Here is a 13259-nt window from a genome sequence, read left to right on the forward strand (position 1 = left end):
TTCTATGTAAAAACACGTTATTGATGGACTACCGCCAACGAATGGCACGCTCAGTAACGCGCAATAGCGGCTCATGCGTCGCTGTTTTTATTATTACCGCCAACTCGCGTCAGCGACGGATGAAAACATGTCAGATATATTATCTTCATTGGCTTACCTTTGTGGTAAACCAGCCGCTAAAGCCAAAATAAAAGCCAAGCCAGAGCACTTTAAAGTGATTGAAGACTTAGGATTCGAACTGGCAGGAAGTGGTGAACACTTAATGGTTCATATTCGTAAAACTGGTGAAAATACCAGTTTTGTGGTCAATGAATTGGCTAAAGCATGTGGTGTGAAATCAAAAGATGTGAGTTGGGCTGGTCTGAAAGATCGTCATGCGGTTACGCAGCAGTGGCTCAGTGTACATTTACCAAAAGGTGAGACGCCAGATTTCACCGAGTTTTTGGCTCAATATCCGAGCATCGAAATTCTGGAAACTACGCGTCACAATAAAAAGTTGCGCCCTGGAGATTTAGTCGGCAATCATTTTGAAATCACGCTTTCTGAAGTCACCGACACCGCCGAAGTAGTGACGCGATTAGAGCACATCGCCACGCACGGTGTGCCTAATTATTTTGGTAGCCAACGTTTTGGCAATCACGGTAATAACCTCAGTGAAGCGCGTCGCTGGGGAAAAGAGAACGTGCGTTCACGTAACCAAAATCAGCGCAGTTTGTATCTCTCGGCGGCCCGTTCGTGGATTTTCAACCAAATTGTCTCTGCCCGTATCGAGCAATATAAGTTACACCAATTTATCGAAGGAGATATCGCACTTGAGGGAGAGAAAACGACCTTAGTTACCTTGGCGAATCTTACCGATCTCAATAACAAACTGGCATTGAATGAAGTGCAAATAAGTGCTGCTTTGGCGGGCGATAACGCACTACCGACGCAAGGTGAGGCTTTAGATTTAGAACAAGTTCACCTTGATGCTGAACCTGACTTGATGGCACTGATCCGCAGCAATCGTATGCGTCATGAGCGCCGGGCGCTGATGCTTAAGCCTCAGAATCTTTCTTGGACAGTTGAACAAGACAATGTGACGTTACGTTTTGATTTAGATGCAGGAAGTTTTGCTACCTCAGTCATTCGTGAATTGGTTGAAGAGATAGCGGTTGAACGCGAGTTCTAAGGATAAAACTCGATGAAGATTTTATTAAGCAATGATGATGGTGTATACGCGCAAGGTTTAAATACCCTAGCACGCGCGCTGGCGGATCTCGCCGAGATCGTGATTGTCGCGCCGGATCGTAATCGGTCAGGAGCCTCCAATTCGCTGACATTAGAGCAGCCGCTTCGTGTGGATCTCATTGCACCCAATACCTATTCAGTGCAAGGCACACCAACCGATTGTGTGCATTTTGCACTCAATGAACTGCTCAAAGATGATCTGCCTGATTTGGTGCTGACAGGCATCAATCATGGTGCGAATTTGGGCGATGACGTGCTCTATTCGGGCACGGTTGCGGCGGCGATGGAAGGGCACTTTCTTGGGGTGCAAGCGATCGCGTTTTCATTGGTCGGGACGGCTAATTTTACTACGGCAGCCCAGATAGCACGCCAGTTGGTCGAACAGCATCTCAATGCCCCGATCCCAACCAATCGATTATTGAATGTGAACGTACCAGATCGTCCATTTGAGGAGTTAGCGGGTATTCAAGTGACGCGTTTAGGTGCTCGCCATCACGCAGAAAGTATGATTAAGCAGAAAGATCCTCGTGGGCATGATATTTATTGGTTAGGTCCTCCGGGTAAAGAGCAAGATGCAGGGCAAGGGACTGATTTCTATGCGATTGAGCATGGTTATGTCTCCTTGACGCCGTTGCAGGTTGATCTCACGGCTCATGAGTCACTGCCAAGTATGGATAACTGGTTGAAGGAAAAAGGGTAATGGCCAATCCACATGCCGACAGATTAATTGAATTTCTGATCGCGAATGGTATCCAAGATCAAACCGTTTTGGATGCCATTCATTGTTTGCCAAGAGAAAGCTTTGTTTCTCAGGCGATGATGCATCAAGCCTATGACAACAATGCCTTGCCGATAGGCCAAGGACAAACGATTTCACAACCTTACATTGTGGCAAAAATGACACAGCTTTTAGAACTTGAGCCGCAGAGTAAGGTCTTAGAAATTGGCACAGGATCGGGTTATCAAACCGCTGTGCTTGCCCAGTTGGTTGAGCACGTGTATTCGATTGAACGGATCAAGTCATTGCAGTGGGACGCGAAGCGTCGTTTAAAGCAACTTGATATTTATAACGTCTCCACTAAGCATGGTGATGGCTGGTTGGGCTGGGATGCTAAAGCTCCTTTTGATGCGATCATTGTTACGGCGGCAGCCGAATTTGTCCCAAATGCGCTGCTTGATCAGCTTGCGGAAGGTGGCCGTTTAGTGATTCCTGTCGGCAGTAGTGAGCAACAGTTATTGAAAATAGTTCGCCAAGGCGATGATTTTATTTCTAACACCATTGAGATGGTGCGTTTTGTTCCTTTAGTTGCCGGTGATTTAGCTTAGTGATGATGAGTAACCTAAGAAACAGAGTAATAATGGTGCTAATTAGTAGCGTCCTTATCGGATGTGCTGCTCATACTCCTGCACCCGTTTCTGGGCTCAATAAAGACTATAATGCCATTCCTCGTGGTAGTTATCGCGGCAGTTTTTACGAAGTGCAAAAAGGCGATACGCTCTATTTTATATCTTATGTCACAGATAAAAATGTAAACGACTTGATCCGTTTCAATAATTTAAAAAAACCTTACACCATTCATCCCGGTCAAAAACTCAAATTATGGATCCCCAATTACACGCCTCCTGCTTACGGTGTAACAGAAGTCATTGTGGCTGCAACCCCTTCGAGCACAATGGCTGGCTTAGTTTCCCCCCCAATGGTTGTAGACGGAGTGAGTAAAAACTCTAATCAAAATAGTGGATCTAATGCCGCAAGTTCTTCGACCAAAGTCGCAAAGAAAGATCCTCCTAAGGTAGTTGAACAATCGAAATCAAAAGAGTATGTTGATTCAAAAGGTAAGCAAAATGTTAATGCTAATGTAACCTTTGCTAAACCAAAAGATGATAAAGTTTCAAAATGGTTATGGCCGACACAAGGGAGAATAATTAAAAACTTTTCAGCAGGCGATCAAGGAAATAAAGGGATCGATATCGCAGGACAGCGTGGTCAATCCATTTTATCAACTGCTGCAGGAACCGTTGTCTATTCGGGAAATGCATTAAGAGGTTACGGCAATCTTGTGATTGTTAAACATAACGATAACTACCTCAGTGCTTATGCTCATAACGATCGGTTACTGGTAAAAGAAGGACAAAGTGTTAAAGCTGGCCAAAAAATAGCAACCATGGGCAGCTCAGGAACCAGCAGTGTTCGTTTACACTTTGAAATTCGTTATCAAGGTAAGTCGGTGAATCCAAAACGCTACTTACCGTAAACATACTTGAAAGAGTCATGTAGCGACATTAGAAAGTAGTAATGTCTTGCTAGCTCGCCAGGGGGAGGCGCTATGAGTATCAGCAATGCAGTAACGAAAGTCGAAGAGTTTGAAGACCAAGAGATCATGGATTCGATTGAGGTTGATGAAGAACTCACCACCACTAAAAGCCAAAGCGATGACGATGTTCAAATCGAAGATGCCAAAGAAGGATTTGATGCGTCAACAAAAAGCTTAGATGCAACACAGATGTATCTTAGCGAGATTGGTTTTTCTCCATTATTAACAGCTCAAGAAGAAGTACTTTATGCTCGTCGTTCACTGAGAGGCGATGAAGCTGCTCGTAAACGCATGATCGAAAGTAACTTACGTTTGGTCGTTAAAATTTCTCGCCGTTATGGTAATCGTGGCTTAGCTTTACTCGATCTAATTGAAGAGGGTAATTTAGGCTTGATCCGTGCGGTAGAAAAATTTGATCCAGAACGTGGCTTTAGATTCTCAACCTATGCTACTTGGTGGATCCGTCAAACCATTGAACGTGCATTAATGAACCAAACGCGCACTATCCGTTTGCCAATTCACGTCGTTAAAGAGTTGAATATCTACCTTCGCACGGCTCGCGAGCTATCGCAGAAGTTAGATCATGAACCTACCGCAGAAGAAATTGCGTTCCAACTGGATAAGCCAGTAGAAGATGTCAGTAAAATGCTGCGTCTTAACGAGCGTATCAGTTCTGTTGATACACCGATTGGCGGCGATGGTGATAAAGCACTACTCGATATCATCCCAGATGCGAACAACTCTGATCCTGAAATTTCTACGCAAGATGATGATATCCGTGAATCACTACTGAATTGGTTAGATGAACTGAACCCAAAACAAAAAGAGGTACTTGCACGCCGTTTTGGACTATTAGGTTATGAACCGTCCACCTTAGAAGAAGTAGGGCGCGAAATTAACTTAACTCGTGAACGAGTTCGTCAAATTCAAGTGGAAGGCCTACGTCGTTTGAGAGAGATCTTGGTTAAACAAGGCTTGAACATGGAAGCGCTGTTTAATGTTGAATACGACTAAAGGTTGGTTCAACAAGACCTTGATTCATAGAACCATTGATTTATAAAACCGTTGATTTATAAAACTATTGCATAAAAGCACAAAAGGCACCGACTTAAAATCGATGCCTTTTTTATTTTTAATATCAGATTGTTACATTAGCTTCTTCAAGCGATAAAGTGCTTCTAACGCTTGGCGAGGCGTTAGATCGTCAGGATCAATAGCTGCTAATGCCTGTTCGACTTCGCTTGGGTCTGGGATCAAACTGAGTTGATTAGCAATATCTACAGTTGAGCTTTTGCTGCCATTGGGCTGCTGTTGGCTCAATAACTCGAGCTGCGACAGTTTAGCGCGCGCGTTTTTGATCACTGTTTTAGGCACGCCAGCAAGACCTGCCACTGCTAGGCCGTAAGATTTACTTGCCGCCCCTTCTTGAACCGCATGCATAAAGGCAATGCTATCGCCATGTTCCACGGCATCTAAATGCACGTTGGCTAAGTGAGGTAACTGGTTTGGCAGCTCGGTCAGTTCAAAATAATGAGTGGCAAATAGCGTTAGCGCGCCAATTTGGCTTGCGAGCCATTGTGCACTTGCCCAAGCCAGTGATAACCCATCATAGGTACTGGTGCCGCGGCCAATTTCATCCATCAATACCAAGCTATTTTGTGTCGCATTATGCAAAATGTTGGCAGTTTCGGTCATTTCAACCATGAAAGTAGAGCGACCAGAGGCGAGATCGTCCGATGCACCAATGCGGGTGAAGATGCGGTCAATCGAACCGATGTGTGCTGCTTCTGCTGGCACATAGCAACCGATATGCGCTAATAAAGTAATCAATGCAGTTTGGCGCATGTAGGTCGATTTACCGCCCATGTTAGGCCCGGTAATGATCAACATTTTTCGTTGCGGATTGAGCTCAATTGGGTTGGCAATGAAGGGTTCATTCATCACTTGCTCAACGACAGGGTGACGGCCCGCTTGGATATGGATCGCAGGCTCTTTACTCAAGGTCGGGCGACAGTAATCTAAGCTTTCAGCGCGCTCGGCAAGGTTTTGCAACACATCGAGCTGCGATAGCGAAGATGCAAGGTTTTGCATCTGCTCTAAATGAGGCAACAATAAGTCAAATAACTCTTCCCAAAGCTGCTTTTCCACTGCCAGTGCTTTTGATTTCGAGTTGAGCACTTTATCTTCATGCGCTTTTAGCTCGGCAATAATATAACGCTCGGCATTTTTCAGCGTTTGGCGGCGCACATAGTGAGGAGGAACAAGGTGACTCTGGCCACGGCTGACTTGAATGTAGAAACCGTGAATCGCGTTGTAGCCGACTTTGAGCGTATCAATGCCGTGACGTTCGCGCTCTTCAGCTTCTAATTTATTCAAGTATTCGGTTGCGCCGTTGGCTAGATCACGCCATTCATCCAGTTCGGCGCTGTAGCCATCGGCAATCACGCCACCATCACGAATCACAACTGGTGGGTTGTCTTTGATCGCTCGCTCAAGCAGTGTGCACAGCTCATCCAATGGCTGTACATGATGAGTTAACTGAACTAAGTGGGGTTGCGACAAGGGTTGCAGTATTTCACTGAGCTGCGGCAATTGCTGCATCGCATGTCGCAGGCGTGCTAAGTCTCTTGGGCGAGCGGAACGCAATGCCAAACGAGCAAGAATACGTTCAATATCGCCAATCTGTTTCAGCACAGGTTGTAATTCACTAAACAGAGCAAGCTGTTTCAACTCGCCGATCGCATCAAGGCGTTGATTCAGCGTATCAATACAGCGCATCGGTTGGTGTAACCAGCGTTTGAGCATGCGGCTGCCCATTGGGGTGGCGCAGTGATCGAGCACTTCCGCTAAGGTGTTATCAAAGCCACCGGACAAGTTCTGCGTGATCTCTAAATTACGGCGTGTGGCGGCATCTAAGATCACCGAGTGATCTTGGCGATCAAACGTCAGCGAACGAATATGAGGCAATGCAGTGCGCTGCGTATCTTTCACGTATTGAATCAAGCAGCCAGCGGCGCATAAGCCCAGTTTAGCCTGTTCTACGCCAAAACCGACCAAATCACGCGTACCAAATTGCTGGTTCAACTGCTGTTTTGCTGTCTCTAACTCAAATTCCCAAATAGGGCGGCGACGGTTTCCTTTGCGATTGCCCATTAAAGTGACTGGCGTGAAATCTTCAGGAAAGAGCAGTTCGCGCGGTGCGGTGCGTTGCAGTTCGGCGGCCATCGCCTCTTCGGTTTCTGGCTCACTCAGTTGGAAGCGCCCTGAAGTGATGTCTAAGGTTGCGTAGCCAAAGCGACCATCGTGGTGGTAGATGGCGGCAATTAAGTTATCGACTCGCTCAGAGAGCAAGGCTTCATCCGTGACCGTACCGGGCGTGACAATCCGCACCACTTTACGCTCAACGGGGCCTTTGCTGGTGGCAGGATCGCCAATTTGTTCACAAATCGCGACGGATTCGCCTTGCTGTACCAATTTCGCTAAGTAACCTTCCACGGCGTGATAGGGAACGCCCGCCATTGGAATAGGCTCACCCGCAGAAGCACCGCGTTTGGTGAGTGATATTTCCAGCAATTGCGATGCGCGTTTAGCGTCATCGTAAAACAGCTCGTAGAAATCGCCCATCCGATAAAAGAGCAGAATATCGGGGTTTTCGGCTTTCAATTGCAGATATTGCCGCATCATCGGGGTGTGCTGTGGTGAAGACTCGGCGGAAGATGCGCTGGATTTGCTCATGTTATTCGTCACTCGATTATCAATGGCTGACTGTGAAAATGACCACCCTACAGGAATGGCAGCGGCCTTAGCTCTGACATGAGTTAGAAAGAATCGTCAGAGCATGCATTTAAATAGTTGGAGAGGATAACAAACTTCGCTATTGCTGAGCAATCAAGGGATGCTGATGTGGAAGCAAAGCCAAGGGCTAAAAAGTGATGAGCGCGTTCAGCACTGATTAGCCCGTTGGGGTGGAGATTAGATCTAAGAAAAAAGACCGGATGAGAGATAACGATCGCCTCGATCGCAAATGATGGCGACGACCACCGCTCCTGGATTTTGTTGCGCGATTTGTAACGCAGCGAAAACGGCGCCTCCAGAGCTGACGCCAGCGCAAATGCCTTCTTGGGTTGCCAAAGCACGAGCCGTATTGATGGCATCTTGCTCTTCGATATCGAGTACCACATCAACACGTGATGATTCAAAAATACCGGGTAAATAAGCTTGAGGCCAGCGGCGAATTCCCGGAATTGCACTGCCTTCTGCTGGTTGTAAACCGACAATGCTTATCTCTGGATTTTGCGTTTTTAGATAGCGAGAAGTGCCCATGATGGTGCCCGTTGTGCCCATACTTGAGACAAAGTGGGTGATTTCCCCGTGGCTTTGTTGCCAAATTTCTGGGCCAGTAGAATCGAAATGAGCTTGCGGGTTGTCGGGGTTATTGAATTGATCGAGTACTTTTCCTTTGCCTTCACTTTGCATTTTTAATGCTAAATCGCGCGCTCCTTCCATGCCTTGCTCTTTGCTGACTAAAATGAGCTCACAACCATACGCTTTCATCGCGTCTTTACGCTCTTGGGTGGCATTATCCGGCATGATTAAAATCATTTTGTAGCCTTTGATGGCGGCCGCCATTGCCAGCGCAATACCCGTGTTGCCGCTGGTCGCTTCAATGATGGTATCGCCCGGTTGGATCTCTTGGCGACGCTCTGCTTGCACTATCATATTGAGTGCTGGGCGATCTTTGACTGAACCTGCTGGGTTATTGCCTTCTAGCTTGACCAATACGGTGCTTGAGGTGTGAGCCGCCAGTCGCTGCAAGCGAACTAAAGGCGTTTGCCCGACATATGCTTCAATCGTTGGAAAGTCCGCCATCATGTTGTCCTTAATTTTTTTAGTCGGAAGAGTAAGATGACGTATCCACCTTACCGAACACTACTATAAAGTCGTGCTGGTAATTGGCATACAATTTATTGCTAGAGTTTATTCCAAAAAGTTCTAGTTATCCTCTTTGTTATAATTCATTTTCCTCATACTCTAATTGCCAAGGACGCCATTTTGGCCGTAGTGATTAGGGAGTAGCAATATATGAAGTTCATCAAGTCAGCCTTAGCCAGCTTATTAGCCGTAGGATCGTTGAATGTTTCGGCCGCGGATCAAACCATTCTCAACTCATCGTACGACATCGCTCGCGAGCTGTTTGCTTCTTATAACCCAGTGTTTGAAAAACACTGGCAACAAAAGACAGGCCAAACAGTGGAGATCAAACAGTCGCACGGTGGGTCATCTGCGCAAGCTCGCTCAATTTTGCAGGGGTTAGCCGCCGATGTAGTGACATTCAATCAGGTAACGGATGTTCAGGTGCTGCACGATCGTGGCAAGCTTATCGATGCTAATTGGCAAGAAAAATTGCCCAATGCAAGCTCACCTTACTACTCCACGACCGCATTTTTAGTGCGCAAGGGGAATCCAAAAAATATTCAAGATTGGGGCGATCTCGCTAAAGCTGATGTGGCTTCTGTATTCCCCAATCCTAAAACCTCAGGTAATGCACGTTATACCTATTTGGCCGCGGTCGGTTATGCACAAAAGACTTTTGGCAAAGAGAACCAAGCCGAGCAGGATCAATTCCTCAAACAATTTTTAGCTAATGTAGCGGTATTTGATACTGGCGGCCGTGGTGCGACTACTTCGTTTGTTGAACGTGGCATTGGCGATGTGCTGATTACGTTTGAATCTGAAGTGAACAATATTCGTCAGCAGTATGGCGTGGATGAATATCAAGTAGTGGTGCCTAAGACCTCTATCTTGGCCGAGTTTCCCGTGGCCGTGGTGGAAAAAAATGCCAAGCGTAAAGGCACGCTTGAGGTAGCCAACGAATATCTCGCTTATCTGTACAGTGAAGAAGCGCAACGTTTGCTGGCTGGGTTTAATTACCGCGTTCATGATGAAAAAGTGAACGCAGAATTTGCTGATCGCTTCCCTGAAGTTGAATTGCTAACAGTTGAGAGCATTGCTGGCGGGTGGGAAAATGCCATGAAACTTCATTTTGCCAATGGCGCGAAGCTTGACCAACTTCAACGTCGTTAATTCGTCATCGCCACCTGCGCTGAGTGTGGGTGGTTTTCTTACTCATCCGTTTTGTTTCGAGGGTTTATGAGCCATTCCTTCACCGCTTCTTTATCTCGCCCACGCCATAAAAGGGTGCTACCCGGATTTGGTATTAGCCTCGGTACTTCGCTGTTTTTTGTCAGCTTAGTGCTGCTATTGCCCGCCAGTGGTTTGATTATGCAGACGAGCCAAATGTCGCTCACCGAGTATTGGCAGGTGGTGGCGGACCCTCGTGTACTGGCCAGTTACAAAGTAACGGTGGGCGCGGCACTCATCGCCTCATTGTTTAATGGCTTGCTAGGATTATTGCTCGCTTGGGTGCTGGTTCGTTATGATTTTTATGGCAAACGTATTCTTGATGCTTTAGTCGATTTACCGTTTGCTTTGCCTACCGCCGTTGCAGGCATCACGTTGGCGACGCTTTACTCATCCAATGGCTGGGTGGGCAGCGTACTTGGCGAGCTTGGAATTAAAGTGGCTTATACCCCCTTGGGGATTGTTGTCGCGATGGCGTTTACCAGTATTCCGTTTGTGGTGCGCACGGTACAACCCGTCTTGGAAGAGATCTCCAAAGAAGAGGAAGAAGCGGGAATGACGTTAGGCGCATCAGACAGCGCCGTATTTTGGAAAGTGATCATGCCTTCGATTCGTCCAGCACTATTGGTTGGTATCGCACTCTCATTTACGCGTAGCTTGGGCGAGTTTGGTGCAGTGATTTTCATTGCGGGCAATATGCCTTATGTCAGTGAAATTACCTCATTAATGATTTTTGTACGCTTACAAGAATTTGATTTTCCGGCGGCGAGTGCCATTGCCTCGGTAGTATTGATGGCATCGTTATCGCTGCTACTACTGATCAATTTATGGCAGGGCGCATACCTGCGTCGAATTCATGGACGTTAAGGAATCGATGATGAAAGCACATCAACCGTTACGAGTCGGTGAAGCACCTTGGGTGAAGTGGAGTTTGATTGGCTTTGCGCTGTTTTGGGTTGCATTGTTGCTGATTATCCCGCTAGTGAGCATTTTCAAACAAGCCTTTGCCAGTGGTTTATCGACTTATATTAGTCATTTAATTGAACCCGATACGCGTCATGCCATTAGTTTAACACTGCTAGTTGCGCTACTCACGGTGCCAATTAACTTAGTGTTCGGCGTGTTATTAGCTTGGGCAGTGACTCGTTTTGAATTTCCGGGTAGAAAAATATTAACCACTTTAATTGATATTCCGTTTGCCGTATCACCGGTTGTTGCAGGCCTTCTGTATTTACTGCTTTACGGCAGCAGCGGTTGGTTAGGCGAGTGGTTGTTTGAGCGCGATCTGCAAGTGATGTTTGCTTGGCCGGGAATTTTATTGGTCACGGTTTTTGTGACTTGCCCGTTTGTCGCGCGTGAGCTGATCCCGCTGATGCAGCAGCAAGGTCGCTCGGATGAAGAAGCCGCGGTTATTTTGGGTGCATCTTGGTGGCAACTGTTTCGTCGCGTCACCTTACCGAATATTAAATGGGCGTTGATTTACGGTGTCATCCTAACCAATGCGCGTGCCATTGGTGAATTTGGCGCAGTAGCGGTTGTGTCGGGCAATATTCGTGGTGAAACCAATACCTTACCGCTACATGTGCAGCTACTGTATGAAGATTATCAATCGGAAGCGGCGTTTGCTAGCGCCTCACTATTGGCTTTCATTGCATTATTAACCTTAGTTTTTAAAGCTTATGTTGAATGGCGTCAACACAACAATCAGACAAAAACGAACAGAGAGCAAGAGACGGTATGAGTATACGTTTAGACAACATTTCCAAACAATTTGGTCAATTTCAAGCGCTCTCTCCGCTCTCGTTACAGATTGATGATGGCGAGATGATTGGCTTACTTGGTCCTTCAGGCTCAGGCAAAACCACTTTGTTGCGCATTATTGCCGGCCTTGAAGGTGCTGATAGCGGAACCATTCATTTTAGAGATCGCGATGTGACTCATGTCCACGTCCGCGAGCGCCGAGTTGGCTTTGTGTTCCAAAACTACGCACTTTTTCGTCATATGACGGTGGCCGACAATGTCGCGTTTGGTTTGCAAGTGATGGATCGCCGTCATAGACCAGCGGCGGCGGAAATCACCAAAAGAGTCAAACAGCTATTGGATATTGTGCAACTTGGCCATTTAGCTGAGCGCTATCCTGAACAACTGTCCGGCGGGCAAAAGCAGCGCATCGCCTTGGCTCGCGCTCTTGCAACAAAGCCGGAAGTGCTACTGCTGGATGAGCCTTTTGGCGCACTGGATGCCAAAGTGCGTAAAGAATTGCGCCGCTGGTTGCGCAGCTTGCACGAAGAGCTCGGTTTTACGAGCGTATTTGTCACCCACGATCAAGATGAAGCACTTGAACTCTCTGATCGCGTGGTCGTGATGAGCAATGGCCGCATCGAACAGATCGACTCGCCAGTGCAGCTTTATGCTCAACCGAACAGTCGCTTCGTCTTTGACTTTTTTGGCAATGTGAATGTCTTCCAAGCCAACTGGAATAACGAGCAGTGGGTCAACGGTCAATCGTTTATCTTACCGCCGAAAGATCACGCGATTAATCAATCAGGAAAGTTGTATGTGCGCAGCCATGAGTTGAGCCTATCGAACAAACAAAATAGCCAAGCTTCATTGCCTTTTGAAGTGGTCTCTGTCAATCCTGTTGGCGCGGAAGTGCGAGTGGAACTCGCGCCAGTAGGCTGGGAGAGTGAGCAATTATGGGAAGCAAAATTAACCCATAGAGCATTGAGTGAACAACCACTCACACGAGGCGACAAAACCTTTGCTACACCACAAGTGGGCTACTTTTTTGGTGGGGGGAGCAGCACTCCGCACACCATTCGTTGGCCATTCTTAGACGCAGATAGTTTAATGTTTGAGATCTAAATACAACGGACGAACGATTCAGAATGGGTACGCTTGCGTGCCCATTCTGTTTTCTGGAGATTCAATCTGCTATAAAGGTTCAAGCAAGATAACGTGGCTTTGGAGAGGGCGTAATGAAAGCGATTTTTGCATTAAGTGAACAATTAGGTCAGCAATTGTTAGCACAAAAAGAGATCCTCACCAGTGCTGAATCATGCACTGGCGGTGGTGTGGCATTTGCACTTACCGAGGTTGCAGGAAGTTCGGTTTGGTTTGAACGATCGTTTGTGACCTACAGTAATCTCGCTAAACAAGAGATGCTCGGTGTCAAAGCACAGACACTGGTGGATTTTGGCGCGGTTTCCGAACCCGTGGTGCGTGAAATGGTACAAGGAGCACTTTTGCATTCCCAAGCCACTATTGGTGTAGCGATCAGTGGTATTGCTGGTCCTGACGGTGGTAGCGCAGAAAAACCAGTGGGAACCGTATGCTTTGCATGGGCTTCTAAGCAAGGCTGGGAACGTGCTGAGACGCTTTGTTTTAAAGGCGATCGCGTACAGGTGCGCAAGCAGGCGATTACTCATGCATTACAAGTGGTGAGTCACTTTTTATCGCAGCCAAATTGAACCTAGTCGAAATTTTTTCGACACAGCTATAGACACTGTATGAATCAACAGTATAATTAACCCCAATTGGCGACTAAAGAGTCGATAAAAAATTTAACGAGCC

The 13259-nt window shown here is 46.9% G+C and carries 12 protein-coding genes; 10 read left to right on the forward strand and 2 right to left on the reverse strand.

Annotated features, from left to right (window positions below):
* Positions 1 to 73 precede the first annotated feature (73 nt).
* The 5 genes from truD (at position 74) to rpoS (ending at position 4559) form a co-directional block, all read left to right on the forward strand.
* On the forward strand, positions 74 to 1171 hold the full coding sequence (gene truD / locus AACV12_RS17125; protein WP_170901057.1) for a tRNA pseudouridine(13) synthase TruD: 1098 nt from the start codon (positions 74 to 76) through the stop codon (positions 1169 to 1171).
* A gap of 12 nt (positions 1172 to 1183) precedes the next feature.
* The gene (gene surE, locus AACV12_RS17130; RefSeq protein ID WP_010320454.1) at positions 1184 to 1930 is read left to right on the forward strand and encodes a 5'/3'-nucleotidase SurE; all 747 of its coding nucleotides are present in this window, start codon (positions 1184 to 1186) and stop codon (positions 1928 to 1930) included.
* Positions 1930 to 2556 (forward strand): protein-L-isoaspartate(D-aspartate) O-methyltransferase, encoded by a 627-nt coding sequence (locus tag AACV12_RS17135; RefSeq protein ID WP_013857716.1) that lies wholly within the window; start codon positions 1930 to 1932, stop codon positions 2554 to 2556. Before surE ends, AACV12_RS17135 begins: the two co-directional genes overlap by 1 nt.
* Before the next feature lie 5 nt (positions 2557 to 2561).
* Positions 2562 to 3485: a murein hydrolase activator NlpD gene (gene nlpD / locus AACV12_RS17140; protein WP_029189954.1), complete on the forward strand. Its 924-nt coding sequence runs from the start codon at positions 2562 to 2564 to the stop codon at positions 3483 to 3485.
* A gap of 72 nt (positions 3486 to 3557) precedes the next feature.
* Entirely contained in the window at positions 3558 to 4559 is a 1002-nt protein-coding gene (gene rpoS / locus AACV12_RS17145) for an RNA polymerase sigma factor RpoS (RefSeq protein ID WP_017047531.1), read from the forward strand.
* Positions 4560 to 4691: 132 nt separating this feature from the next.
* On the opposite strand, the gene mutS is transcribed toward rpoS, so the two are convergent.
* Together mutS and cysM are read right to left on the reverse strand one after the other, a co-directional pair.
* Entirely contained in the window at positions 4692 to 7280 is a 2589-nt protein-coding gene (gene mutS, locus AACV12_RS17150) for a DNA mismatch repair protein MutS (RefSeq protein WP_094129971.1), read from the reverse strand.
* A gap of 243 nt (positions 7281 to 7523) precedes the next feature.
* A complete protein-coding gene (cysM, locus tag AACV12_RS17155; RefSeq protein WP_047688250.1) occupies positions 7524 to 8414 on the reverse strand; it encodes a cysteine synthase CysM in 891 nt (296 codons plus the stop codon).
* A gap of 213 nt (positions 8415 to 8627) precedes the next feature.
* Between cysM and cysP the strand changes: the two genes are divergently transcribed.
* From cysP to pncC, 5 genes are all read left to right on the forward strand, one after another.
* On the forward strand, positions 8628 to 9629 hold the full coding sequence (gene cysP / locus AACV12_RS17160) for a thiosulfate ABC transporter substrate-binding protein CysP (protein ID WP_010320449.1): 1002 nt from the start codon (positions 8628 to 8630) through the stop codon (positions 9627 to 9629).
* Between the two features lie 66 nt (positions 9630 to 9695).
* Positions 9696 to 10553 (forward strand): sulfate/thiosulfate ABC transporter permease CysT, encoded by an 858-nt coding sequence (gene cysT, locus AACV12_RS17165; protein WP_017046719.1) that lies wholly within the window; start codon positions 9696 to 9698, stop codon positions 10551 to 10553.
* 10 nt (positions 10554 to 10563) lie between these two features.
* Entirely contained in the window at positions 10564 to 11427 is an 864-nt protein-coding gene (gene cysW, locus AACV12_RS17170) for a sulfate ABC transporter permease subunit CysW (RefSeq protein WP_170901090.1), read from the forward strand.
* Positions 11424 to 12551, forward strand: coding sequence for a sulfate/molybdate ABC transporter ATP-binding protein (locus AACV12_RS17175; protein WP_013857708.1), 1128 nt, complete (start codon positions 11424 to 11426; stop codon positions 12549 to 12551). Before cysW ends, AACV12_RS17175 begins: the two co-directional genes overlap by 4 nt.
* Before the next feature lie 113 nt (positions 12552 to 12664).
* Positions 12665 to 13156, forward strand: coding sequence for a nicotinamide-nucleotide amidase (gene pncC, locus AACV12_RS17180; protein WP_094147674.1), 492 nt, complete (start codon positions 12665 to 12667; stop codon positions 13154 to 13156).
* Positions 13157 to 13259: the final 103 nt, after the last annotated feature.

The sequence above is a fragment of the Vibrio sp. 2-2(8) genome (genome assembly GCF_963888495.1).
Classification (GTDB): domain Bacteria; phylum Pseudomonadota; class Gammaproteobacteria; order Enterobacterales; family Vibrionaceae; genus Vibrio; species Vibrio anguillarum.